The 24,606-nt window shown below is 66.7% G+C and carries 23 protein-coding genes; 6 read left to right on the forward strand and 17 right to left on the reverse strand.

All coding sequences use genetic code 11. From position 1 onward, the window contains the following. Positions 1 to 5: 5 nt before the first annotated feature. The 11 genes from cobA to ACX80V_RS20010 form a co-directional block, all read right to left on the reverse strand. The gene (gene cobA, locus ACX80V_RS19960; protein WP_485844608.1) at positions 6 to 1,283 is read right to left on the reverse strand and encodes a uroporphyrinogen-III C-methyltransferase; all 1,278 of its coding nucleotides are present in this window, start codon (positions 1,281 to 1,283) and stop codon (positions 6 to 8) included. A gap of 191 nt (positions 1,284 to 1,474) precedes the next feature. Further along, on the reverse strand, positions 1,475 to 1,924 hold the full coding sequence (locus tag ACX80V_RS19965; protein WP_485844609.1) for an SRPBCC family protein: 450 nt from the start codon (positions 1,922 to 1,924) through the stop codon (positions 1,475 to 1,477). 208 nt (positions 1,925 to 2,132) lie between these two features. Next, positions 2,133 to 3,086, reverse strand: coding sequence for an ABC transporter permease (locus ACX80V_RS19970; RefSeq protein WP_485844610.1), 954 nt, complete (start codon positions 3,084 to 3,086; stop codon positions 2,133 to 2,135). Continuing rightward, complete coding sequence (locus ACX80V_RS19975; protein WP_058931590.1) at positions 3,076 to 3,801, reverse strand: ABC transporter ATP-binding protein; 726 nt, start codon at positions 3,799 to 3,801, stop codon at positions 3,076 to 3,078. The genes ACX80V_RS19970 and ACX80V_RS19975 overlap by 11 nt, the downstream gene beginning before the upstream one ends. Before the next feature lie 36 nt (positions 3,802 to 3,837). Next, positions 3,838 to 4,974: an ABC transporter substrate-binding protein gene (locus ACX80V_RS19980; protein ID WP_485844631.1), complete on the reverse strand. Its 1,137-nt coding sequence runs from the start codon at positions 4,972 to 4,974 to the stop codon at positions 3,838 to 3,840. A 112-nt stretch (positions 4,975 to 5,086) separates the two neighbouring features. Beyond that, positions 5,087 to 6,253, reverse strand: coding sequence for an RtcB family protein (locus ACX80V_RS19985; RefSeq protein WP_485844611.1), 1,167 nt, complete (start codon positions 6,251 to 6,253; stop codon positions 5,087 to 5,089). Positions 6,254 to 6,361: 108 nt separating this feature from the next. Continuing rightward, positions 6,362 to 7,783, reverse strand: a complete 1,422-nt coding sequence (locus ACX80V_RS19990; protein WP_485844612.1) for a sulfate adenylyltransferase subunit 1 — start codon at positions 7,781 to 7,783, stop codon at positions 6,362 to 6,364. After that, positions 7,784 to 8,731 (reverse strand): sulfate adenylyltransferase subunit CysD, encoded by a 948-nt coding sequence (gene cysD, locus ACX80V_RS19995; protein ID WP_252608392.1) that lies wholly within the window; start codon positions 8,729 to 8,731, stop codon positions 7,784 to 7,786. It abuts the gene before it with no gap. Further along, positions 8,728 to 9,438 (reverse strand): phosphoadenylyl-sulfate reductase, encoded by a 711-nt coding sequence (locus ACX80V_RS20000; RefSeq protein ID WP_485844613.1) that lies wholly within the window; start codon positions 9,436 to 9,438, stop codon positions 8,728 to 8,730. Before ACX80V_RS20000 ends, cysD begins: the two co-directional genes overlap by 4 nt. Further along, positions 9,435 to 11,180: a nitrite/sulfite reductase gene (locus ACX80V_RS20005; protein ID WP_058931585.1), complete on the reverse strand. Its 1,746-nt coding sequence runs from the start codon at positions 11,178 to 11,180 to the stop codon at positions 9,435 to 9,437. Before ACX80V_RS20005 ends, ACX80V_RS20000 begins: the two co-directional genes overlap by 4 nt. 144 nt (positions 11,181 to 11,324) lie before the next feature. After that, complete coding sequence (locus ACX80V_RS20010) at positions 11,325 to 12,059, reverse strand: sirohydrochlorin chelatase (RefSeq protein ID WP_485844614.1); 735 nt, start codon at positions 12,057 to 12,059, stop codon at positions 11,325 to 11,327. Positions 12,060 to 12,120: 61 nt separating this feature from the next. Here ACX80V_RS20010 and ACX80V_RS20015 point away from each other — a divergent pair, with 61 nt between their 5' ends. Together ACX80V_RS20015 and ACX80V_RS20020 are read left to right on the forward strand one after the other, a co-directional pair. Continuing rightward, on the forward strand, positions 12,121 to 12,786 hold the full coding sequence (locus ACX80V_RS20015) for a trimeric intracellular cation channel family protein (protein WP_485844615.1): 666 nt from the start codon (positions 12,121 to 12,123) through the stop codon (positions 12,784 to 12,786). Positions 12,787 to 12,946: 160 nt separating this feature from the next. Then, positions 12,947 to 13,375, forward strand: a complete 429-nt coding sequence (locus ACX80V_RS20020) for a hypothetical protein (protein WP_463939656.1) — start codon at positions 12,947 to 12,949, stop codon at positions 13,373 to 13,375. 141 nt (positions 13,376 to 13,516) lie between these two features. Here the strand turns inward: ACX80V_RS20020 and ACX80V_RS20025 are convergent, their stop codons facing one another. From ACX80V_RS20025 to ACX80V_RS20050, 6 genes are all read right to left on the reverse strand, one after another. Further along, entirely contained in the window at positions 13,517 to 14,356 is an 840-nt protein-coding gene (locus ACX80V_RS20025) for a type IV toxin-antitoxin system AbiEi family antitoxin domain-containing protein (RefSeq protein WP_485844616.1), read from the reverse strand. Between the two features lie 394 nt (positions 14,357 to 14,750). Then, positions 14,751 to 15,851 (reverse strand): polyprenyl synthetase family protein, encoded by a 1,101-nt coding sequence (locus tag ACX80V_RS20030; RefSeq protein ID WP_058931582.1) that lies wholly within the window; start codon positions 15,849 to 15,851, stop codon positions 14,751 to 14,753. Further along, positions 15,848 to 17,179 carry a geranylgeranyl reductase family protein gene (locus ACX80V_RS20035; protein ID WP_485844617.1) on the reverse strand — a complete coding sequence of 444 codons (1,332 nt, stop codon included), beginning with the start codon at positions 17,177 to 17,179 and terminating at the stop codon, positions 15,848 to 15,850. The genes ACX80V_RS20030 and ACX80V_RS20035 overlap by 4 nt, the downstream gene beginning before the upstream one ends. A gap of 3 nt (positions 17,180 to 17,182) precedes the next feature. Beyond that, positions 17,183 to 17,959 (reverse strand): demethylmenaquinone methyltransferase, encoded by a 777-nt coding sequence (locus tag ACX80V_RS20040; RefSeq protein ID WP_205630707.1) that lies wholly within the window; start codon positions 17,957 to 17,959, stop codon positions 17,183 to 17,185. 12 nt (positions 17,960 to 17,971) lie between these two features. Further along, complete coding sequence (locus ACX80V_RS20045) at positions 17,972 to 18,988, reverse strand: L-idonate 5-dehydrogenase (RefSeq protein ID WP_485844618.1); 1,017 nt, start codon at positions 18,986 to 18,988, stop codon at positions 17,972 to 17,974. Beyond that, positions 18,985 to 20,358: an MFS transporter gene (locus ACX80V_RS20050; protein WP_485844619.1), complete on the reverse strand. Its 1,374-nt coding sequence runs from the start codon at positions 20,356 to 20,358 to the stop codon at positions 18,985 to 18,987. Before ACX80V_RS20050 ends, ACX80V_RS20045 begins: the two co-directional genes overlap by 4 nt. Positions 20,359 to 20,555: 197 nt before the next feature. On the opposite strand from ACX80V_RS20050, the gene ACX80V_RS20055 reads away from it, so the two are divergent. The 4 genes from ACX80V_RS20055 (at position 20,556) to ACX80V_RS20070 (ending at position 24,604) form a co-directional block, all read left to right on the forward strand. After that, on the forward strand, positions 20,556 to 21,266 hold the full coding sequence (locus ACX80V_RS20055) for a GntR family transcriptional regulator (protein WP_485844620.1): 711 nt from the start codon (positions 20,556 to 20,558) through the stop codon (positions 21,264 to 21,266). Between the two features lie 27 nt (positions 21,267 to 21,293). After that, positions 21,294 to 22,637, forward strand: a complete 1,344-nt coding sequence (locus ACX80V_RS20060) for an isochorismate synthase (protein WP_485844621.1) — start codon at positions 21,294 to 21,296, stop codon at positions 22,635 to 22,637. Positions 22,638 to 22,898: 261 nt separating this feature from the next. Next, positions 22,899 to 23,699, forward strand: coding sequence for an ABC transporter substrate-binding protein (locus ACX80V_RS20065; RefSeq protein WP_485844622.1), 801 nt, complete (start codon positions 22,899 to 22,901; stop codon positions 23,697 to 23,699). A gap of 113 nt (positions 23,700 to 23,812) precedes the next feature. Continuing rightward, a complete protein-coding gene (locus ACX80V_RS20070) occupies positions 23,813 to 24,604 on the forward strand; it encodes an amino acid ABC transporter permease (protein ID WP_058931575.1) in 792 nt (263 codons plus the stop codon). Positions 24,605 to 24,606 lie beyond the last annotated feature (2 nt).

Here is a 24,606-nt window from a genome sequence, read left to right on the forward strand (position 1 = left end):
AGAGGCTAGGTGGTGAGGACGCGGGTGGTGCGTTGATTCGTGCGGGGCTTATTCGGCGTGGTGGTGCTGTAGTCCGCTGTCTTGAAGTGCGACGGCGCGAACGGGCTGACGCGGACAACGTCGCCGATCACAATCACGGCAGGATTTGCGACGCCGGTGGCTTCCGCCTGGTCGGCGATGGAACCGAGCGTGCCGATCGTCACGCGCTGATTCGGCAGATAGCCGTTCTCAACGATGCCAACTGGAGTGTCTTGAGGCAAACCGGCGCCGGCCAGGGCAGCGGCCGAATCCCGAAGTGCGGCCACGCCCATCAGCAGGATGATGGTGTGATCTGCCCGGGCGGGGACCTCGGACAGCTCCTCGTGGCCGGTGACCACACTGAAGCCCTTGGCCAGGCCGCGGTGCGTCACGGGGATGCCGGCGGCGGCCGGAACGGAGATCGCGGACGTCACGCCGGAAACCACTTCCACCTCGACGCCGTGCTGCCGGCAGTATTCGGCTTCCTCGCCGCCGCGGCCCAGGACGTACGGATCGCCGCCCTTGAGCCGGACCACCCGGTGCCCCTTCAGGGCTTCGTCCACAAGGATGCGGTTGATCTCCGCCTGCGGCACGGGATGGTGCCCCGGGGTCTTGCCCACTTCGATCACGCGGACGTCGGGGGCAAGTTCGTTGAGCAGTTCGCGCGGGCCGAGGCGGTCTGCCACCACGACGTCGGCCTGGCCGAGCAGCCTGCGGCCGCGGACGGTGATGAGGCCGGTGTCGCCGGGACCGCCACCCACAAGGGCAACGGAGCCCGCAGACGCACGACGGCGGCGCAGCGGGAGGTCGCCGGTCTCCAGTGCGGTGGCGACGGCGTCACGCAGGGCCATGGCACGGCGCGGGTCTCCCCCGGCGTTCACGGCGATCTGCACGTCGTCAACCACAGCGACGGCGGGCGTCCACGCGGCGGAGGCTTCGTGGTCGGAGGCGTTGACGCACCAGATGCGCTGCGCCTCGGCGTCGGCCGACACCTGGGTGTCCACGGCGGGATCGCCGGTGGCCGTCTGGACGAACCAGACGCCGTCGACGTCGGAGGGAAGGTAAGTGCGCGGCTCCCAGGTGAGGAGGCCGGCGGCGGCCAGTTCGCGGAGCGCGGCGGAGGCAACGGGAGCCACGACGGTGACCCGTGCACCGGCGTCGAGCAGACCCTTGGCGCGGCGGGCTGCCACGGGGCCGCCGCCCACCACCAGCACGGGGCGGCCGAGCAGCCGCAGTGCTGTGGGGTAAATATCCTGAATTGCCATGAATCAACGGTAGGGCCGCGCCGTTTCACCAACAACGGCAGCGGAAACACCAGTTCACGTAAGGTAACCCTGCGTCACATTGCCGGGCGGGCTCGTGGGACGCCGTCGGGGCGCCATCGTGGGGCACATTGGCCGTCAGGAACGCCAAAGCCGGATCGATCGCCGGCGCGTCCGTGTCAAAGTGCCCCAGTTCAGCTGCTCATGCTGCTGAGGAACCGGCCGCGGTCAACGATGAGCCGCCGCAGGTAGCGGCGCAGGACCAGGTCTTCCACCAGCCGGCCCAGGATCCCGAACGGCGCCCTGAACTCCACGCGGTCCGTCATGATGCTGCCGGTGGCCGTGGATTCGAACTCGTGGACGTGGCGGAACGTTTTGAACGGGCCCCTGACCTGTTCGTCCGTGAAGCTGTTGGGGAAGTCCAGTGCGGTGATGCGGCTGGTCATCTTCAGCGGTACGCCAAAATGCCGGGCCTGCCACGTCACGTACTGGCCTTCACCGATCAGGCCCGACGTAACCCCGCCAACTGCCCGTTCGTCGGCGGCCTTCTGGGAATCCATGTGCGCCTCAATGCTGCGTGCGAGGTCGAACAGGCGCTCCGGCGGGAGTGCGGACGCGGTGCGGCACACGAAGCTGACAGTCATGGCGCCAGTCTGCCAGAGTCCGTCCAGCCCAGCCGATCGCCGTCGTGGGGCACATTGACGGGACTCGGGCCCCGAACTGGCCAAATCAGCGGCGTGTCCGTGCCGAAGTGCCCCAGTTCCGTCGCCGCCGAGGCAGCAGAAAGCCCGACGGCGGGACTCGCCGTCGGACTCTTCTGTTAAGTTTTCGCAGGGTTTGGGCCGGTGCGGCCTAGCGGGTGCTTCCCGAGAGGAGGCCTCGGCTGCGCAGGAGGCGCTTCTCGATCGGCGCGAACACCAGCAGCTCGATGAGAATGCCGACGGCCAGGATCAGCAGGATCGCGGCCATTACAACCGTCATGTCGGACAGGACCCGGCCTTGGTCAAGCAGCGAGCCGAGTCCGAAGCCGATCGTGCCGCCTACGGCGATGATTTCCGCGGCCATGAGCGACCGCCAGGAGAATGCCCAGCCCTGTTTGAGCCCGCCCAGGTATCCGGGAAGTGCGGCAGGCAGGACAATCTGCACGGCCATCTGGAAACGGTTGGCACCCAGGACCGTGCCGACGCGGCGGTACTGCGGCGGGATCTGGTCCACGCCGGAGATCAGCCCGTTGATGATGGACGGGATCGCACCCATAAAGACCACGAAGTAGACGGTGGCATCAGTGAGTCCGAACCAGATGATGGCCGCGGGCACCCAGGCTACGGATGGCAGCACCTGAAGGCCGGAAATCAGAGGCCCGAAGGCACGGCGGAGCGGCGCAACCTGGGCCAGCAGCAGCCCTACCGGCGTGGCGATGGCAACGCTGATCAGGAACCCGACCAGCCCGCGCTGCAGCGAGGTCCACACCGCTTCCTGCAGCTTGGCCTCGCCCCAAAGCACGCCGATCTGGCCCAGGACATCCAGCGGACCGGGAACCAGGTCGCGGCGCTTCAGGCCCAGGGATACGTAGAACTGCCAGATCAGGACAAGGACCACAAGGGCGGCGACCGGCAGGAGCACCCGGCTCCAGTCGATCCGGTGCTTGCGCGCGGCGTCGGACTGGAGCGAATCCAGCCCGGCCTCGAGCTCGCGCAGGTCCTCATGCCCGGTGGAAGTCCGGGTCAGGGCGGCGTGGACTTTGCGGGTTTCCGGCTTGGCCTCGACCGGTTCGGTCTCGGCGACGGGCGTGGGGTTATTTGGCATGGCGGCGAATCTCCTCCCGCAGCCGGGCGGTGATGACCCCGGTCAGCTGTCCGGCCAGGCCGGCGTCGGTTCGGTGTTCCTCGGTGACGGCCCATTCCTGGACCACGCGGCCGGGGCGGGACGACAGCAACAGCACACGCTGGCCCAGCCGCACGGCCTCGCGGACGTTGTGGGTCACAAAAACGATGGTGCGCCCGGTTTCCTTCCAGATGCGTTCCAGCTCGTCGTGCAGCAGGTCGCGGGTGATCGCGTCCAGGGCCGCAAACGGCTCATCCATCAGCAGCAGCTGCCGGTCCTGCGACAGGGCACGGGCCAGTGCCACGCGCTGGCGCATGCCGCCGGAAAGCTCGTGCGGACGCTTGTCCCCCGCCTCGCCGAGGTGCACCAGCTCGAGCAGCTCATTGGCCTTGATCCGGCGTTCAGCTTTCCCCACACCGCGCAGCTTCAGGGCCAGCTCGATGTTCTCCCGCGCCGTCAGCCAGGGGAAGAGGGCGGCGTCCTGGAACATAAAGGCTGCTCCGTCGCTGGGCACTTCGAGGGCGCCCGACGTCGGGACCTCCAGTCCCGCCATGATGTTCAGCAGGGTGGATTTGCCGCAGCCGGACGCACCGAGGAGGGCTACGAATTCGCCCGCGCCGATGGTGGCGTTGACGTCGTCCAGCACCGGGGCGCCGTCGCCGAAGCGCTTGCCCAGGTTTTCCAGTACGACTGGCATGGTCCGTCCTTAAGTAGTTGGTGCGGTAGGTGGCGGTCAGTCCTGGCCGAGGCCGGCGGCGGAGACCCGTTCGGCGGTCCCGGTGACTTCGTTCAGGGCACGGAGGTCGAACAATCCGGTGATGTCCGCCTGCTTGGTGGTGCCGGCTTTCACCCCGTCTTCGAGGAGCTTGGGGTAGGTTCCCGCGAGCGGATCCACCGTGAACACCACGTTCTGCAGGGCTCGGTCAAGGACATCGGCGGGAAGCGCCGCGCCTGCCGATTCCTGCAGGGCGGCGTTGATGACGCTCGTTTTCTCTGCGGCAGGCGTGTCGTTCAGCCAGGCCACGGACTCGGCATGGCCCTTGAGCAGGGCCTTCACGGTGTCCGGGTGCGCGGCGGCAAACTTCTTGTTCACAATCAGGATGGTGGTGGGGAACTCGCCGGCCTTGCCGGAGAGCGAGCCGTCCCAGAGGTCCTTTTCGTCCACCAGGACCTTGGCTCCGGCCTGGAGCACCAAACGGGACGCCCACGGCTCAGGCAACCACGCGCCGTCGAGCTTTCCATCCTGGAACAGTTTCAGCGTCTGGGCGTTCTCCGTGGGATTGATGGCAACATCGCCGCTGCCGTCCACATTGGTCTTGTAGCCCTGCGAGCCGAGCCACGCGCGAAGCGCCACATCCTGCGTGCCGCCCAGCTGAGGCGAGGCCAGGGTCTTGCCCTTGAGCTCGGCCGCGGAGGTGATCTCAGGACGCACAACCAACTGCGCGCCACCTGCGGCGGCGCCCGCGATGACGCTGACGGATTCCCCCTCGCTCTTGACAAACGAGTTGATGGCCGGGTTCGGGCCGATGTACGCCGCGTCGATGGCACCGGCATTCAGCGCCTCGATCGCGGCAGGTCCCGCGTTGAAAGTCTCGGTGCTGAGCTTGGTGTTGCCCAGGTTCCCGGCGAGAATCCCCTGTTTCACGCCCACCAGGGCGGGGGCATGGGTCAGGTTTCCGAAATAGCCCAGCTTCAGTTCTGCAGCCGGAGTGGGCGCGGGGATGGATGCCTCTGCCGCCGTATTACGGGAAATGGACGACGCCACAACGGCACCGGCGGCGATCAGGAACACGAGCCCGATGGCCAGGGCCGCCTCGATGGCACGCTTGCGCTTGGGTACTGCGCTTTCGCCTGCCACGATGCGGGTCATCCCGGGCTTGGAACTAGTCATTGTTTCACCATAGGGAGTGACATAAACCCATTCAATCAAGCAGAAACGGGGGGTCACGCGGGTTCATGCAACGTCACATTCCGTGCTCGGTTCAGTCGCCCTTGACGTTGATCAGCTGCCGGAGCTTGTGCCGCACCTTGACCAAGTCCGCCGCGTCCCTCATCACCACATCGATCGGCTTGTAGGCCGCCGGAATCTCGTCGATGAAGGCCTCGGTGACGCGGAACTCGATGCCCTGCATGGCCGTCTTCAGCTCGGCCAAGGAGAAGGTCTTGCGGGCAGCCGTGCGGGAGTACTCGCGGCCGGCCCCGTGCGGGGAGGAGTTCAGCGAGACGGGGTTCCCCAGCCCCTCCACCACGTACGACGCCGTCCCCATGGACCCGGGGATAAGTCCCGGATCGCCGTGCTCGGCTCTGATCGCCCCCTTCCGCGATACCCACACGGATTTGCCGTAATGGGTCTCCTGCTGCGTGAAGTTGTGGTGGCAGTTGATCCGCTCGCGCTCCTTGACATGGCCGCCCACCCAGTGCCCGAACTGCATGATCACGCGGTCCATCATTTCCTCGCGGTTCAGGAGGGCGAAGTGTTGCGCCCAGCGAAGTTCCTTGATGTAGCGGGCGAACTCGCTGGTACCCTCCTCCAGGTAGGCGAGGTCCGGGTCGGGCAGCCTGGTCCCGCGTTTGCGGGTCACCTGCTGGGCGACGCCGATGTGGTGCTGCGCGATCTTGTTGCCCACGCCCCGCGAGCCCGAGTGCAGGAACAGCCAGACGGCGTCGGTCTCGTCGGCGGAGACCTCGATGAAGTGGTTGCCCGATCCCAGCGAACCCAGCTGAAGCTCCCACTTGGCCAGATACTGGGCAGGGATGAAGCCGGCCTGCGCCGCCAGCTTCCGGAGCTCGGCCAGGCGCGGTTCGGCAGTGGACATGACCCGCCGGTTGTTGTGGCCTGCGGACAACGGAATGGCCCGTTCAATGTCCTCGCGCAGCTGTTTGCGGTCCTTGGGCAGGTCCTTGACCGAGTACTGGGTCCGCACGGCGATCATGCCGCAGCCAATATCCACGCCCACAGCGGCCGGGATGATCGCGCGCAGGGTGGGGATCACCGAGCCCACGGTGGCGCCCTTGCCCAGGTGCGCGTCCGGCATCAGGGCCAGGTGCGGGTAGATGAACGGCAGCGTGGACGTGGCCAGCGCCTGCTCGCGGGTCTTGTCGTCCAGGATCGAGGCCCAGCTGATGAGCTTGGGGTTGATGGTTTCCACGCTTCGCCTCCCACTGTTAAGGATACGAAAACGACAAAACCGCGGCTTGTTCGCAATCCGGCCCTTGAAGGCCGGGATCTGCGAACAAGCCGCGGTTACGGCAGAAACTCAGATGGAGTAGCGCTCGTCCTCGTGGTCGCCCGGGTGGTCCTTGACCAGTCCCGCGGCCAGCGTGTTGCCGTCCAGGGGGTCGATGACGAGGAACGCGCCAGTGCGGCGGTGGTGCAGGTAGTTCTCCAGCGGCAGCGGCGCGGCGAGCCGGAGTTGCGCGTGGCCGATGTCGTTCAGCTCCAGGCTGGACGCGCCTTCGAGCTTGAAGGTGGCCAGGTCCAGCTTGCCGCTGACGCTGCGGACCAGCGCCTGGACGGTGCGGGTGCCGTGCTTGACCAGCACCTTGGCACCTTCACGCAGCGGCTTCGGCGACAGCCAGCACAGCGCGGCGTAAAGGTCGGCGGTGGACTCCGGGAAGGTCCCGGCGGCGGCAATGGTGTCACCGCGGGCGACGTCGAATTCCTCCGCCAGGCGGATCGCCACGGACTGCGGGGCGAACGCTTCCTGCAGGGACTCGCCGGCGAAATCAATATCGGTCACCGTGGTGGTGCGGGCGGCCTGACCGGGGGTCAGCACTGACACGGAGTCCCCCAACTTCACCGAACCCTCGGTGATCTGGCCGGCATACGCGCGGTAGTCGCGGTAGGCCTCCACGTCCAGGCCACCGGCTACGGCGTCGGGAGCAAGCGCACCCTGCGGCCGGATGACCAGCTGCACCGGGAAGCGGAAGCTTTCCAGCTCCGTGTCGATCTCGTCGGCGGCCGGCAGGGTCTCGAGGACCTCCAGCAGTGCCGGACCGTCGTACCAGGGAGTGCGCTCGGAACGGTCCACCACGTTGTCGCCGTCGAGGGCGGACACAGGGATCACCAGCAGGTCATCGATGTGGTCCGCGCTGCCCAGCTCGGCCGAGCCGATGCCCAGTTCGCGGGCCACCTGCTGGACATCGGCCTGGATCTCACGGAACACGGACTCGCTGAAGTCCACCAGGTCGATCTTGTTCACGGCCACAATCACGTGCGCCACCCGCAGCAGCTGCAGCACGGACAGGTGCCGGCGCGTCTGCTCCAGGACACCCTTACGGGCGTCAATGAGTACGACGACGGCATCCGCCGTCGACGCGCCGGTCACCGTGTTTTTGGTGTACTGAACGTGCCCGGGGCAGTCCGCCAGGATGAAGCTGCGGCGGTCCGTGGCGAAGTAGCGGTAGGCCACGTCGATGGTGATGCCCTGCTCCCGCTCGGCGCGCAGGCCGTCGGTCAGAAGGGCCAGGTCGATCCCGCCCTTCTCGCCGCCAAAGCCGCGGTCGGAGGAGGTGCGGGCAACGGCGTCGAGCGTGTCAGCAAGAATCGCCTTGGAGTCGTGCAGGAGGCGGCCCACCAAAGTGGACTTCCCGTCGTCGACCGATCCGGCGGTGGCGAAACGGAAAAGGGTGGTGGGCAGGGCTGTCTCGAGCTCGGCGGCCAATGTGTCAGTGGTCATTTAGAAGTACCCATCCTTCTTGCGGTCTTCCATGGCTGCCTCGGAGATGCGGTCATCTGCACGGGTGGCGCCACGTTCGGTGATGGTGGAGGCGGCAACTTCGATCACAACGTCGCTCACGGTGGCTGCATCCGACTCAACGGCACCGGTGCAGGACATGTCGCCCACGGTGCGGTAGCGGACGGTTTTGACGATGACTTGCTCGTGCGGCAGCGGCTGGGAAACCTCGCCCACCGCACGCCACATGCCGTCGCGGGCAAACACTTCGCGGTCATGGGCGTAGTACAGGCCCGGCAGCTCGATGTTCTCGCGTTCGATGTAGCGCCAGATGTCCAGCTCGGTCCAGTTGCTGATGGGGAACGCGCGGACATGCTGGCCCACGGTGTGGCGGCCGTTGTAGAGGTTCCACAGTTCGGGGCGCTGGTTGCGCGGGTCCCACTGGCCGAATTCGTCACGGAGGCTCAGGATGCGCTCCTTGGCGCGGGCCTTGTCCTCGTCGCGGCGGCCGCCGCCGAAGACGGCGTCGAACTTGTTCTGCTGGATGGCGTCCAGCAGCGGGACGGTCTGCAGCGGGTTGCGGGTGCCGTCGGCACGCTCGGCGAGCTCACCGCGGTCGATGAACTCCTGCACGGAGCCGACGACGAGCTTCAGGCCAAGGCGCTCCACCGTCCGGTCGCGGAAGTCGATGACCTCGGGGAAGTTGTGGCCGGTATCCACGTGCAGGACGGGGAACGGGACCTTGCCCGGCCAGAAAGCCTTGGTGGCCAGGTGCAGCATCACCACGGAGTCCTTGCCGCCGGAGAACAGCAGCGCAGGCTTCTCGAACTCGGCCACGACTTCGCGGATGATGTGGATCGCTTCGGACTCGAGGGCGTCCAGGCTGGAGAGGCGCGTGGAAACGGCGGCTTCAGTCACCTGGGTGGTCTCCTCAGTTAGGAAAGTGCTCATACGTGTAGCCCGCATTCTGTCTTGTCGGTGCCTGCCCAGCGGCCGGCGCGGGGGTCGTCGCCGGGCGCCACCTTGCGGGTGCAGGGCTGGCAGCCAATGGAGGGGTAACCCTGGGAAAGCAGCGGGTTGACGGGCAGGAGGTTGTCATCGGAGTACTGGACCAGCTGGTCGAACGTCCACGCGGCCACCGGGTTGACCTTGACCAGGCCGTTGACTTCGTCCCAGGTCACCAGCGGGGTGTTGGTCCGAGTGGGGGCCTCGTCGCGGCGGACGCCGGTGAACCAGAGTTCGTAGCCGGCCAACGTACGGCGCAGCGGGGCCACCTTGCGGAGGGCGCAGCACTGGGCGGCGTCGCGGGCAAAGAGGTCCTTGCCCAGGAGCCGGTCCTGCTGTTCCACGGTGCTCTCGGGAAGCACGTCCACCACGTTGACGCGGAGGTTCGCGGCCACCTCGTCACGCGTGGCGTAGGTTTCCGGGAAGTGGTAGCCGGTCTCCAGGAACAGGACGTCGACGCCGGGCATCTGGTCCGCGACCAGGGCCGGCAGGACCGCGTCGGCCATGGAGCACGCGACGGCCACCGCGGACAGGTCGAAGTTGCGCTCCACCCAGGCGATCACGTCGCGGGCCGGGGCGTCCCAGCCGAGCTCGGCCGCGCCGGATTCGGCGATGACCTTGAGCTCGTCGTGGGTGCGGAGGGCAGTTGTCACTGGAGAGCCTCCTCGTCTGCTGCGTGGGCCCACTCGGCGAAGGTCTGGCCTTCGGCGCGCTGGGCCACGAAGGTGCGGACGACGCGTTCCACGTAGTCCGGCAGGTCCTCGACGTATACCTTCAGGCCGCGGACGGTGCGTCCCAAACCTGCTTCTTCGCGGCTGTTGGAAGCCAGCCCGCCGCCCAGGTGGACCTGGAAACCCGGGGAGGGGTCGCCGTCGGGCGTTGGCAGCATCATGCCCTTCAGGCCGATGTCCGCGGTCTGGATGCGGGCGCAGGAGTTGGGGCAGCCGTTGATGTGCAGGGACAGCGCGTGCGGCAGTTCGCCGGACTCCGCGAGGTCCGCCAGGCGGCGTTCCAGGTCAGCGACGGCGGTGGCGGCCGTGACCTTGGTTTCCACGATGGCCAGCTTGCAGTATTCAATGCCGGTGCACGCGATGGTTCCGCGGCGGAACACGGACGGGCGCGCGGAGAGGCCCAGGGCGTCCAGCTCGGCAACCAGCGGTTCCACGTGATCCTTGGCAACGTCCAGGACTACGAGTTTCTGGTGCGGCGTGGTGCGCAGGCGGTAGGAGCCGCGGGCCTCGAGGGTGTCCGCGAGCTTGATCAACTGAGCGCCGGACAGGCGGCCGGCCAGCGGGGTGGCGCCGATGAAGAACTTGCCGTCCTTCTGCTCGTGCACACCGATGTGGTCGCCCGGAGTGGTGGGCTTGGGCGCGGCGGGACCGTCGGCCAGCTTGTAGCCCAAGTATTCATCCTCGAGGATCTGGCGGAACTTCGCCGGTCCCCAATCAGCCATCAGGAACTTCAGGCGGGCCTTGGTGCGCATGCGGCGGTAGCCGTAGTCGCGGAAGATGCTGGTGACGCCGAGCCAGACTTCGGCGGCTTCCTCGGGCTTCACGAAGGCGCCGAGCCGCTTGCCGAGCATCGGGTTGGTGGACAGCGCGCCCCCGGCCCAGAGGTCGTAGCCCACACCGAGTTCGGGGTGGCGGACGCCTACCAGGGCGAAATCGTTGATCTCGTGCACCACGTCCTGGCTGGGGTGGCCGGTGATGGCGGTCTTGTACTTGCGCGGCAGGTTGGACAGCAGCGGGTTGCCGATGAAACGCTCGCCCAGCTCCGCGATGAGCGGCGTGGGGTCGATGATCTCATCCTTGGCGATGCCGGCCACGGGCGAGCCCAGGATGACACGGGGCACGTCGCCGCAGGCCTCCGTAGTGGACAGGCCAACACCCTCAAGCCGGTTCCAGATCTCGGGGATGTCCTCCACCCGGATCCAGTGCAGCTGGATGTTCTGGCGGTCCGTGAGGTCGGCGGAATCCCGGCCGAAATCAACGGAAATCTGGCCGATGACGCGCAGCTGCTCGGTGGTCAGCGCACCGCCGTCGATCCTGACCCGGAGCATGAAGTACTTGTCTTCGAGCTCGTGCGGCTCGAGCGTGGCGGTCTTGCCGCCGTCGATCCCGGGCTTGCGCTGGGTGTACAGGCCCCACCAGCGGAAGCGGCCGTGGAGGTCCTGGCTGGGGATGGCGTCGAAGCCGTCCTTGGAGTAGATGGTCTCGATACGCTCGCGCACGTTGAGGCCGTCGTCTTCCTGTTTCCAGGTTTCGTTGGCGTTCAGCGGGGTTTTGCCGTCCACTTTCCACTGCCCGTGCGGCTTTGCAGCGGGGCGGGAGGCGCGCGCGGGGCGCTTGGCGGCTGCGGGGTCCACGGACGCTCCGGCTAGAGCTGTATCAGTCATGCATCGACTGTAGGTGCCTGCCGAAGCGCGTCACAAAGGTCCGGAAACGGGAGGTCACCTAGGGAAACAATTCGTCACGAACCGCCGGAGAGCCTTGAAGATGCCCGCCCGCTGTGCTTGGTTCCGGGTTCCCGGGCGGGGCGGCTATTGACCGTGTACGACGGCGGCGTCGAACCGTTCCAGCGCGATCTCGGCGAGGACCGGCGACGGCAGCAGTGGTTCCGTCACGAGATCGGCACCGGCCTTGGCCAGCTGGTCGTGGAAGAACCCCGGCGCGAGGAGGTAGGAGGCAATCACCACGCGGCCGCCGTCGTCCACGGCCCCCGCGGACTCCCCCGCCCCGGCGCCTCCGGCCAGTTCCAGCCGAAGGATGGCGACGGCGTCGGGCACCGACGGCTTCGCAGAGGCACCGTAGGCCGGCAGTATCCGGTTGCGCCGCAGCGCCCTGAGCTGATCGGCAAGCTCTTCCACGCTGACGGCGGCGTTGGGATTGGAGGACCCAGCAGCGGCGAGGACGATCGCGTCGCGGTCCGTCACCCCGGATTCCCGGAGGCGCTGGTCCAACAGGGCAGCGAGCCGCGGGTCCGGGCCGAGCGGCGCTGCGGCGAGGCTGCCCGGCCGGCTCTTCACAGCCCGGGCGATATCCACCTTGACGTGATATCCGACGCTCAGCAGCAGAGGGACAACGACGGCCTTGTCCTCTTCGGGCAGGCCTTCCACCACGTCCACGAGGTCCGGCTGCTGGACGTCCACGTAGGCCTCGCGAACGTCAAGGCCCGGGCGCAGGGCAGCGATGGCTGCGCGCAGGGCGTTGACCTCCGCGGCGCCTTGAGTGCTGGACGTCCCGTGGGCGCAGGCGATCATGATCGGGTTGTTCATAGGGGCTAGCGTAACGTTGGAGCCGCCCTGTCCGCCCACCATGAAACCGCCGGGACGCCACATGACTTTGCCGTTCGACACTTTGCCGTTCGACATCGACCTGGTGTGGCTGGACCTGGCCGGAGTCTTCTTCTTCGCCGTCTCCGGGTCCTTGTTGGCGGCACGGAAACAGTTCGACCTGGTGGGTTCCCTGCTGCTGGCATCCCTGGTCTCCCTCGGCGGCGGCGTCATCCGCGACATCATCCTCAACACCACACCGGCTGCGTTCTCCAACCCCGCCTACTTGGTTCCCCCGGTGCTGGCCACCGTCCTGGTGTATTTCCTGTACTCCAGCGTGCAGCGGTACACCTCGCTGCTGGTGCTGTTCGACGCCGGCGGGCTGGCCCTCTTCTGCATCACCGGAACGCTGAAGGCCCTGGCCCTGGGGATGAATCCGGTGGCTGCCATGCTGCTCGGCGTGACCACGGCGGTGGGCGGCGGCCTGCTGCGGGACATCACCGCGAACGAGGTGCCCCAACTGTTCAACCCCCGGGACCTCTACGCGCTGCCGGCCTTCAGCGGGGCAGCGTTGACTGCTCTGCTGTGGGTCACCGGGGCCTTCAACGCGTTGACGGCGTGTGCGGTGGCGGCCGTGGTGTTCGCTTTCCGCGTGATTGCCTGGCGCCGGTCCTGGTATGTCCCGCTCGCCGTACATGGCTTGCACCGGCGGGGCCCTGGTGGGAGCTAAAGCGGGGGCTCCGGCCGCGGCTCCGGCGGGAGCTCCGGCGGGAGCTCCGGCGGCGGGGACGGGGCTGGGGGCTTTGGTGGCCCGCGCGGCTTTGGGTGCGGTGGGGCTGATGGGGCTGGCAGCGTCTCGGGAGCACGCCGCAGTTAGCTAGGATATGAGCATGACTGACATGTTCCTCGAGAAGTTCCGCGCGCTTGTTCCGACCTATCTCGAGGACGAATGGCAGGAAGAGGATGGCCTGCCCACCGACGAACTGGACGCAGCTCTCGCCGAACACCAGTTCCAGGTTCCCCTAGTCCTCCGCGAGTTTTACCTGGCGGTGGGCGGCTGCGAGGACATCATGGAGGCCTACCACTACTTCTGGGATCCCGAAGAGCTGGAAGTGGATGACGAAGGCTTCCTGATGTTCCTCGAGGACGAGGAAGAACAGTTCACCTGGGGCTTCCGCGTAGGCGACCTCGGCATCCCGGACCCCATCGTGTACCGCCGCAACAACGCCCGCGGTCAGTGGAAGAGCGAAGAAGGGACCTTCTCCGAGTTCGTCTTCGACATGTTCGAGTGGGCCTTCAACGACGAAGAAGAAAACTAGGGTCCTCCCTGCCGGCTTGTCTTTCCACCGCCCGCCTTCTGTGGTTTGCTCAGCAAAAACGGGGCACTTCGACACGAACACGCCGTGCACCGAGCATGTTTCGCCGGTCAGGTCCCTCAAAGTGGCCCACGACGGCGCGACTTAGCTCCCGCCGAAGGCTCCCTGTCGGCACAGCTCCATTACCGCCAACACTTGGCTCACCATCCGCTCAGGGTGATGGACAACGTCGTCATAGCCGAATCTGAGGCCAAGCCGTCCGCCGATGACTGTGGCATTGTTGCGCTTTCGGTCCTTTTTTACTTGCCGTGGTTCCAGATGCGTACTGCCGTCGGTTTCCACCACGAGCCACTCCTCAATAAGGAAGTCCACTTCTCCCACTCCCGGAAGCTCTACATGCCTTCGGACATGGAGGCCCGCTCGCCGGAAGTGGTAGTTGGCCAGCACCTCCAGGATGGAATCCGCCCTGGGGACCACGCTGTCGAGGACGGACCTGGCGCGGGCGTTCCGGTTTCCGGGGAGCTTCCGCCGCAGGAAGTCCATGCTGATGTCGCCCCGCTGTGCTGCGCACTGAAGCATGACCAGCGATTCCACGTCGGGCAGGCACCGTAACGCATGAATCAGGACGTCGGCCAAGCCTGCCACTGGCAGCCACGGATGGTGCGGGTGGGGGCATCGGCCATGGGTCAGCGTCCCCGGCGGTGTCTTCTTGTGCCCTGGACTCAGGTGCACGGGACCGGCGTCATGTATCGTCCACAGCCGGTATGTGGGGGCAGCCGACAGACACGTCAGCAGAGCGTTGTGCTGCAGCGCCAGGCCGAACACGCCTGCCTCACGCGGCATGCTGTAGATGCCTCGTCGAATCCGCACAATTCGCCCGGCCGCCAGTGCTTTGTCGAGGGAAGTTCGGGAAAATCCGGCCTCTCGGAGCGTCGAGGCCCGGGCTACGCCTGCCCGCGCGCCGAGAAAAGTCTCAATATCCATTACTCCACGGTGCACGTGGACCACAGCAAAGGGCAGACCCAAGATGCCGCATGTGGACAACCGGGCCGTCGTGGGGCACTGCGACTCGGACACGCCGTCTCTGCAGCCGGGAAAGGCCCTCGGATGCCTCAATGTGCCCCACGAAGGAGATGGAGCAGGACGGGAGGGATGTGACACGCCAGTAACAGCAGGTTTGCGTCCTGTGACAAACCTGTCATAGACTGTTCACGGATCCGCTAAACGCCTCCGGCGGGTCTGATGCGAACGGAGATATAGCCCCGGTTCGACGCAACGTGTGATTCGTTTCGTTGCTGAGAACCGGGGCTATTGCATTTAACGAGCGAGGGCCCCGGCCAGGTTCACCCCGCCGAGGCCCCGCTCCCAAAGAAGAGAATCAGCTGGCGCGGTCCACCACAGCCAGGGCGAAGTTGGACAACGAGGACTTCACAACACCCTCAGGAAGCGGTGCCAGTGCGGCAATGGCTTCGTCGGCCCAGCGGCGGGCAACCACCCAGGACTCGGCGGTGACGGGGTGCTCGCGGAGCCCGGCCACGGCGGCAGCCAAGGCAGCGTCGGAGGTCAGGTCCCCATCAATGAGCTTCAAGAGTTCGACGGCGGACTGGTCACCGGCCGCAGCATCGCGCCGCAGGAACAGAACGGGCAGCGTGGGCACACCCTCGCGGAGATCCGTGCCCGGGGACTTGCCGGACTTCACCTTGACGCCGGTGACATCAATGACGTCGTCGGCGAGCTGGAAGGCCACGCCCACCTTCTCGCCGTACTCCACCAGGAGGTCCTCGTAGGCCTCGTCGGCACCGGCGAAGATGGCACCGAGCTGGCCGGAGGCGGCCACCAGGGAACCGGTCTTGTCCGCGATGACGGACAGGTAGTGCTCCACCGGATCCTCGTCCGGACGCGGGCCTACAGTCTCGTGCAGTTGGCCCAGGCACAGCCGCTCGAACGTCCGGGCCTGGATGCCCAGCGCCCGGGAACCAAGCTCGGACACCAGGATGGACGCGCGGGCGAAGATGAGGTCGCCGGTGAGGACAGCCACGGAGTTTCCCCAGACCTCGTGGGCAGTGGGGGCGCCGCGGCGGAACGGGGCCGAGTCCATGACGTCGTCGTGGTACAGCGTTGCCAGGTGGGTCAGTTCCACGACGACGGCCGCCTGCACCACGGCGGGAAGCGAGGCGTCGCCAAGGTGGGCGCACAGCAGCGTCAGCAGCGGCCGGATGCGCTTGCCGCCGGCTTCCACGAGGTGACGCGACGTTGCGTCAGCCAGGGGGTCCGAGTTGGCAATGGCTTCGCGCAGCTTCTTTTCCACCCGCGCCAGGTTGTTGGTGATGGCGGGGCCCAGTTCGGCGTCCTCCGCGATGGCCGCAAAGCCTGCGGGCAGCTGCAGTCCCGTGGCAATGGCGGTGGTATTGAGGCTGGGTTCGGAGTCCGGCAGGCCGTGCCCGGCGTGCGTCCAGCTGTGGTCTGCGGAGTTAGTCACTGGTTAACCCTAACTTTTTGTTGCGGATACCGCTGGTTCGTTGCCGGTGGGGTGTTGGAGGTGGCCGGAACCAGCGATTCCAGGACGCGGATAACCCGGTCCTCGAAGCCTTTCGCGGCGGGGTCGGTCAGGTTTGCGAGCAGCCGCACCACAAAGCGCATCAGCACGGGAATGGGCATCCCGGTCCGCAGCGCGAGCTTCATGACGGCGGGTTTTCCGATCAGCGCGGCAAATGCCCGGCCCAGCGTGAAGTGCGATCCCCACTGGCCGCGGACATAGTCCGCGTACCCCGCGAGGTGCGCGTCGGCGTCGTGCGTTGCCCCCGCAGCAGAGGAACGGGCGGACGCGTCGATGATGAACTCCGCCGCGAACCGGGCCGATTCCATCGCGTAGGAGATGCCCTCGCCGTTGAACGGGGAGACCATGCCGCCAGCGTCGCCCAGGAGCAGGAGGCCGGGCGAGTAGTGCGGGGTGCGGTTGAAGCCCATGGGCAGCGCGGCGCCGCGGATTTCGCCCACCTGGTTGTCCGGGGTGAAGCCCCATTCGGCGGGCATGGCGGCGGTCCATTCGCGCAGGACCTGCTTGTAGTCGAGCTTGCCGAATTCCTTGGACGAGTTCAGGATGCCAAGGCCCACGTTGGACGTGCCGTCGCCGACGCCGAACACCCAGCCGTAGCCGGGGAGCAGTTTTCCGTCGCGGCCGGGGAGCTCCAGCCAGCCTTCCATCCAGTCGTCATCGTGCCGGGGGGACGTGAAGTAGGTGCGGACGGCGACGCCGAGGGGGCGGTCGTCCCGCTTGTGAATGCCTAGCGACACGGCGGTTCGGGTGGAGTTGCCGTCTGCGGCGAGTACGACGTCGGCGCTGAAGTCGCGTGACTCCCCCGTCTTGCGTCCGGACTCGTCCAGGAGCGCTGCGCGGACACCGGTCACGCGGCCGTCTTCAGACCGGAGAGCTTCGGTGACGCTGTGCCGCTCGAGGATTTCGGCTCCGGCGGCCTGGGCGTGGCGGGCCAGTTCCTCGTCGAAGCCCAGGCGGGTGCGGATCAGGCCGTACTGCGGGAAGTCGGAGACCTCGGGCCAAGGCAGTTCGATGGTGCGGCCGCCGGCAATGAGGCGGAGGCCCTTGTTCCGGCGCCAGCCGTCGGCTTCAGGGTGCGGCAGGCCGAGCTTCTGGATTTCGCGGACTGCCCGCGGGGTGAGGCCGTCGCCGCAGACCTTCTCGCGCGGGAAGCTGGTTTTCTCCAGGACGGTCACGCTGATGCCGGCCTTGGCAAGGTAATACGCGGCGGTGGAGCCGGCTGGCCCCGCGCCGACAATCAGGACATTCACTGGTCAGCGCTGGATGTTCCGGCGGAGCTTGGCCACGGGGCCCTTGTGCGCGGCGATGGCCTCCGCTGCGCCCTCCGGCGTGTGTTCCAGCGGCTTGGTGGCACGGTGCACGGCCACGATCCCGCCGGTCAGGTTGCGGTACGTGACCTTTTCCCAGCCGGATTCCTGTAGCCAGGCGGCCAGGTGGTCCTGGTCCGGCCAGGCGCGGATGGACTCGGCGAGGTAGACGTAGGCGTCCGGGTTGGAGGCCACCTTGACAGCGATGGCCGGCAAGGCCCGCATGAGGTATTCCGTATACATGGTGCGCCACAGCGGCACCACGGGCTGGGAAAACTCGGCGATGACCAGCTTGCCGCCGGGCTTGGTGACGCGGAGCATCTCGGCCAGCGCCTTCTTGGGCTCGTTGACATTGCGCAGCCCGAACGAAATGGTGCTGGCGTCAAAGCTGTTGTCCGCGAAAGGCAGGTTGGTGGCGTCGCCGGCAACGAAGTTGATGTCCGGGCGGCGGCGTTTGCCCACCTTGAGCATGCCAAGGGAGAAATCGCAGGCGATGACATCTATGCCTGCATCGGCATATGGCTCGCTGGAGGTGCCGGTTCCCGCGGCCAGGTCCAGCACCCGCTGGCCCCGTTTCATGTCCATGGCGTCCACCACGATCCTGCGCCAACGGCGGGTTTGCCCCATGGAGAGGACATCGTTGACGACGTCGTACTTAGGTGCGACGTCGTCAAACATCGTGGCTACTTCGTCCGGACGCTTTTCCAAGGATGCTCGGTTCACCATGCAATTGTCTCAGACAAACTTGAGAAGGACTTTCGACGAGCCCGTCCGGCGGTCCGAAGCCACGGCAAACGCCTCGGCCACGTCACCGGCGTCGAACGTGTGCGTCAGCAGCGGCTCAACGTCCAGCCCGTCCGCCAGGTACGCGAGGGCGTCATCCAGCTCGTCCGCGAAACGGAAGGTCCCGCGGTAATCAATCTCCCGGAAAACGAGTGAGGCGAGCTCGGCCGTCACGGGCCCGGCCGGCAGGTTGCCCACCTGGACCACGACGCCGCCGCGGCGCACGGCCGCGAGGACACCGCCCAGGGCGCGGGCAGCGCCGGAGGCCTCGAAGGCAACATCCACGTCGGGAAGCTGCGCGCCGGAACCCACCAGCACAACGCCGTCGGCTCCCATCCGCTGGGCGATCGCCAGCGAAGTCTCCGAGAGGTCACTGGCGACGACGCTGGCCGCGCCGGCGCGCCGGGCGGCGGCCACCAGCAGCGCGCCGATGGGCCCGGCGCCGTTGACCAGGACGTCCTTGCCGGCGAGGCTGCCAGCCCGGCGGACGGCGTGGATCGCCACGGCGAGCGGCTCGGCGACGGCGGCCTGGCGGGTGGTGACGCCGTCGGGCAGGCGCCGGAGCTGGCCCGCCGGGACGGCCTTGCGGGAGGCGAAGGCGCCGTCCGTGTGCGGCCGGTGCGCGGCACTGCCGTAGTACGTAACCTGCGGGCAGAGGTTGGTGCGTCCGGCGAGACAGTCGGTGCAGTCGCCGCAGTACACGGCCGGGTGGACGGTCACGGCGTCGCCCACCGCGAAGCCAATGACGCCGTCACCCAGAAGGGAAATCCGGCCGGCCACCTCATGGCCCAGCACCATGGGGTCGGCCAGGAGGCTCAGCCCGGAGGCGCCGTGGGCGACGTAGTGCAGGTCCGAGCCGCAGATCCCGCCGTATTCGACGTCGACGATCACCGAGCCGGCCGGGCAGTCCGGGTCCGGACGGTCCTCGAGGCGTAGGTCTCCGGCGGAATGGACAACGACGGCTTTCAAACTGCATCCTCCACGAGGGTCAGGTCGCGTCCCTTGGTTTCAGGGGCGAAGAACGTGGCCACAAAAGCGATGGCGGAGTAAAGGACCATCATTCCGGCCACCGGCCACCAGGAATTGGTGAACAGGGCCAGCAGGCCGGCGGCGATGATAGGAGCCAGGCCGCCGGAGAGCACACCGCCGATTTCCTTGGCCATAGCAAGCTGGGTGTAGCGGTTGCGGGAGCCGAAGAGTTCGTTCACGTAGGCGGACTGGACCGAGAACATGCCCAGCACGGAGACGGACAGGCCGATGATCAGGGCCAGCGAGACGAGGAACGGGTCGCGGGACTGCATCATCAGCAGGGCCGGGATGGCGAAGCACATCTGGAAGCCGGACAGGGCGCGGTACATGCTGCGGCGACCGAACTTGTCGGAGAGCCAGCCGGCCAGCGGAACCGTGGCAAAGCCGAGGAACGAGCCGATCAGCAGCGCGAAGGTGCCCACGCTCTTGTCCATGCTCAGGCCGGTGACGATGTAGCCGATGAGGAAGGTCTGGATCATGGCCGAGTTGCCGGATTCGCCGATCCGCAGGGCCATCGCCAGGAAGAAAGCCTTGCCCTTGCGCTTGGTTTTGGCGGCCGGGGCGGACTGCCCGACGGCGGTGCCGGACTCAGCGGCGAAGGCGGCGGCAGCAGCGGCGTCGGCGATTTCCTGCGCACGGGCGGCCTCGAAAACGGGGCTTTCCTTCAGGTTGCGGCGCATCCAGAGGGCGTAAAGCGTGATGCCGATGCTGGCGATGAACGGCAGGCGCCAGCCCCAGCTCATGAGTGCTTCTTCGGGCAGGAGCGTCAGCAGGACCCACAGGCCGGAGGCCAGAAGGGTGCCGGAGTTGGTGCCGAGGCAGACGAAGGAGGCGATCAGGCCGCGTTTCTTCGGCGGCGCATATTCGGCCAGCATGACCGATGCGCCGGAGAGTTCGGCGCCGGCGCCGAAGCCCTGTGCGAGGCGGAGGAACACCAGGATGATCGGCGCGGCGAGGCCGATCTGGGCGTAGCCGGGCAGGAACCCGATGAGCATCGTGGACACGCCCATCATCATGATGGTGATGACCAGGACCTTCTTGCGGCCCACGCGGTCACCCATACGGCCGAAGAACCAGGCGCCCACGGGACGGGCCAGGAAGCCAACGCCGTAGGTCATGAAGGCGATCAGCAGGCCCACTACGGGGTCGAAGTTGGGGAAGAAGATTTTGGGGAAGATGATGGCGGCGGCCAGCGAATAGAGCTGGAAGTCCATGTATTCCATGGCAGTTCCGAGCCAGCCGGATACTGCAGTCCTGATCAGGTCCTTGGATGAGCGCTGGGTGGCGCCTACCTGGATTGTTGCCGTCATGAACCCCTCTGTTCTACGGGTCTGGCCGGATGCACAGCTTCAATGATGCGGCATGGCCAGACGTCTTTTTTCTTGTCCCTTCATCGGGACAACGACTGCCATTCAAGCACTGCCATACCAGCGTGTCAATAGATGACGCGGCTCCGTCCGTGCTCCCTGGCGGTGCCCCGTCAAGGCGGCACAGCTACTGTGGAGGCATGGCCCCCGACACCACCCCGCGCATCTCCGCCCGGATGATGGCGTATGCGCAGATCCGCGAGCGCATCATCTCCGGCGAGGACGCGCCCGGGACCCTCCTCTCCGAGAACGAACTGGCGCACCACCTGGGCACCAGCCGCCAGCCCATCCGCGAGGCACTGATGCTCATCGCGCAGGAAGGGCTCGTGGAGATCCGCCCGCAGAGCGGCACCTACGTGACCTACCTCGACCCGGATATCGTGGCGCAGGCACAGTTCATCCGCGAGGCCATCGAGGTCGCGTCGCTGGCTGACTGCGCCCGCAACATCACCCCTGAAAACGCAGCCGCGCTCTACGAACTCCTGGACCGGCAGGACGCCTGCACCACCCGCGAGGAGTTCTACCCGCTGGACGAGGACTTCCACCGGACCCTACTGGCCATCGCCGGCCACGAAACAGCCTGGGCCACAGTTTCCAACGCCAAAGGCCACCTGGACCGCGCCCGTTATCTGGGGCTCAGCGGCTACCGCGGCATCACGGAGTACGCCGCCGACCACCGCCACGTGCTGGACGCGATCCTCGCCGGTGACCTGTCGGCTGCGGAAGACGGGCTGCGCAGCCACCTGCGCTTCATCCTGGACGACGTCGCGAGCATGCGCGCCGCCCGGCCGGACCTGTTCTCCGCCCCTGCCGGGCCGGAGCGACGCACGGGGCGGCCGGCCCGGGTCTGACACGCGCGGGAGTAGTGTTGTCTCATCATGACGAGCACGTTCCGCACCCTCACAGTCCCCCTGGATGGCAACGCATCTGCCGGCGGACTGCCGCAGTTCCTGGTCCGGGACGACGTCCTCTGCTGGACCCGCCGCGAAGCCGGCCTGGTGGGGTTCGGCGAGATCGCCCGCTTCACGGCCACCGGCCCCGAGCGCTTCCTCGAAGCGGACATCTGGTGGCGCCACCTGGTACTCGAAGCGGACATCACCGACTCCGTGGAGCTGCCCGGCACCGGCCCGGTGGCTTTCGGCTCCTTCGCGTTTTCCAAGAAGTCCGCCCACGTATCGCGGCTGATCGTGCCGGAGATCGTGGTGGGTGTCCGCGACGGCCGGTACTGGCTCACCCAGTTGACGGTCGACGACGGCGAACTCACCGAAGCGGGCGCCCTCGCCGCCCTGGCCGGCTGGCTGAGCGGTGGCAGCACCTCCGGTGACGTCCCCGCCGAACCGGCCGGCGCCGTCGTGCGTCCTTTGCCTTCCGCCGACGGGGCCACCCTGCACACCGGTTCGCTCAGCGAGGAGGACTGGATGGCCGCCGTCGCCGCCGGCGTGGCGGAGATCCGGACCGGTGCGCTGGAGAAACTGGTGCTGGCGCGGGACATTGTGGCCACGGTGCCGTCGGGCGTGAACGCTGCGCAGGTGTTGCGCGAGCTCGCCGTGCGGTACCGCGAATGCTGGACGTATGGCGTGGACGGGCTCGTGGGCGCCACCCCGGAGATGCTGATCCAGGTGGAAGGCCGCACCGCCCAGGCGCGCGTGCTGGCCGGGACGCTGGACCGCCGCGATGCGCACGGCGAGTCCGGGATTCCCATGGATTACGCCGAGCGGGTGCTGGCCGGATCCGAGAAGCAGCGGCACGAGCACGAGATCGCGATCCAGTCACTCACGTCGCAGCTGGCACCGTTTTCCGAGGCCATGAACGCGCACGACGAGCCGTTCATCCTGGAGCTGCCGAACGTGTGGCACCTGGCGTCGGACGTCAAGGCGGAGCTCGCCGAGGTGGAGGGCCATGTGCCCACGTGCCTCGCGCTGATCAACGCACTGCATCCCACGGCCGCGGTCTGCGGTACGCCCACGCTGGTGGCCGGCGCCCTGATCCGCGAGCTTGAACACCTGGACCGCGGCCCGTACGCGGGGCCGGTGGGCTGGCTCGACGCTGCCGGAAATGGCGAATGGGGCATCGCCCTGCGTGGCGCAGTGATCGAGGATCCGCATACCGTGCGGTTATATGCCGGTTGCGGCATAGTGGATGGCTCCCAACCGGAGGCCGAGCTGGCGGAGACGTGGGCGAAGTTCCGGCCGATGCTGGAATCGCTGGGAATTTCCAACTAGGGTCACCATCCCCACCCACCTGACTGGCACTTAAACGTCATGAAACCGTGTCGTGAAACCGCGTTTTCACGACGCTGTCTGCGAGCTAGATTGGTAGTGTGTCCGGAATTCCAGACACAGGCCGCCTCCCGGGTCTTGATTTAGCCTGTGATTTAGTTATCCAATAGTGAAACTAAGTTTCATGTGATGCAAATCTCTCGTTCGGCGATACACTATGAACCGATTTAGTACCGCACACCCCTGCAACAAAAGGTAATCAACATGCAGCTCAAGTCCCTGGCCCAGGCCAAGATCGCCGCCAAGGCAGCCGCAATCCTGGCCGCCGGCGCGCTCACCCTTACCGCCTGCGGCGGCAGCACCACCCCGGCTGCGACCGAGGGCGGCATCCAGCTCATCAACGCCGGCAAGCTCACTGTCTGCTCCGATGTCCCCTACGAGCCCTTCGAATTCCAGAAGGACGGCCAGATCGTTGGCTTCGATATCGACATCGCCAATGAAGTAGCCAAGGACCTCGGCGCCGAACTGAGCATCGTGGACAGCTCCTTCGAGGCCATCGAGACCGGAACCGCCCTCACCGGCTGCGACGTCTCCATCTCCTCGATTTCCATCACGGATGTCCGCAAGTCCGTTATGGACTTCTCCAACCCGTACATGGACGATGACCTCACCCTCGTGGCCACCACGGCGTCCGGGATCACGGACATCAACAGCGCCAAGGGCAAGAAGGTGGGTGTCCAGCAGGCCACCACCGGCGCAAAGTACGCGGCGGAGAACGGCATCGACGCCCAGCAGTTCGAGGACAGCGGCCTCCTGGTCCAGGCTCTCCAGGCCGGCACCATCGAGGCTGCCCTGGGCAACCAGTCGATCCTGGCCTACGCCATCAAGGATGACGCCAAGTTCGAGCGTGTGGATGACTACGCCACGGGCGAGAAGCTGGGCATCTCCATCAAGAAGGGCAACACCGCCATGGCCGAGAAGGTCAACGGAACCCTGAAGCGCCTGACCGACGACGGCAGCCTGAAGAAGTTCGAAACCACCTGGTTCGGCGAGACCGCCAAGTAGCCGGCACCCCGGACTGACCTTCACAGCCCTGAGAACCACGCCGCTGGGGCCCCGCACGGACTGCGCTGCAGCCCGTCCGGGGCCTCAGCCACGCAAATGAATGTGAGCACCCCATGGCAATGACCGCACGTCAACGGGCCAAAGTGAGCCTGTATGTCCAGATCGGCATCTTCGTCGTGGCAGTGGCCGCGCTGGTCCTGGCCACCGACTGGAAGACAATCGGCAACAGCGTCTTCAACTTCGCCAAGATCGGCCCGATGTTCCCGGACATCTTCCTTGTTGGCCTCAAAAACACCCTGGTTTATACGTTCCTCGGCTTCGTGGTGGGCCTTTCCGGCGGCCTCCTGCTGGCCCTGATGAAGCTCTCCACATTCCCGCTTTACCGCTGGATCGCCACCGGCTACATCGAATTCTTCCGCGGAGTTCCGGCGCTGCTGGTGTTCATCGCGTTCGGCTACGGTGTCCCGCTCGCGTTTGGAGTCCAGTGGAACGTTACCCTTATCGTCATGATTTCGCTGGGTATGGTGGCCTCGGCATATATCGCCGAAACCCTCCGCGCCGGACTGCAGGCTGTGCCCAAGGGACAGCTCGAAGCCGCACGTTCGCTGGGCATGCCGCAGTGGCGGGCCATGGTGTCCATCGTCATTCCGCAGGCGTTCAAGATTGTGCTCCCGCCGCTGACCAACGAGGTCATTCTGCTGACCAAGGACTCCTCGCTGATCTACGTCCTGGGCCTCACGGCGTCGCAGTACGAGCTCACCAAGTTCGGCCGCGACGGCATCTCCAGCCTGGGCGCAGGCCTGACGCCGCTCCTCGTAGCCGGTGCCTTCTACCTGGTCATCACCATCCCGCTGAGCCTCCTGGCCCGGAAGTTCGAAAGCCGCTCCGCGCGGACCAAGCGATAGGC

The sequence above is a fragment of the Pseudarthrobacter arbutini genome, from assembly GCF_054510915.1.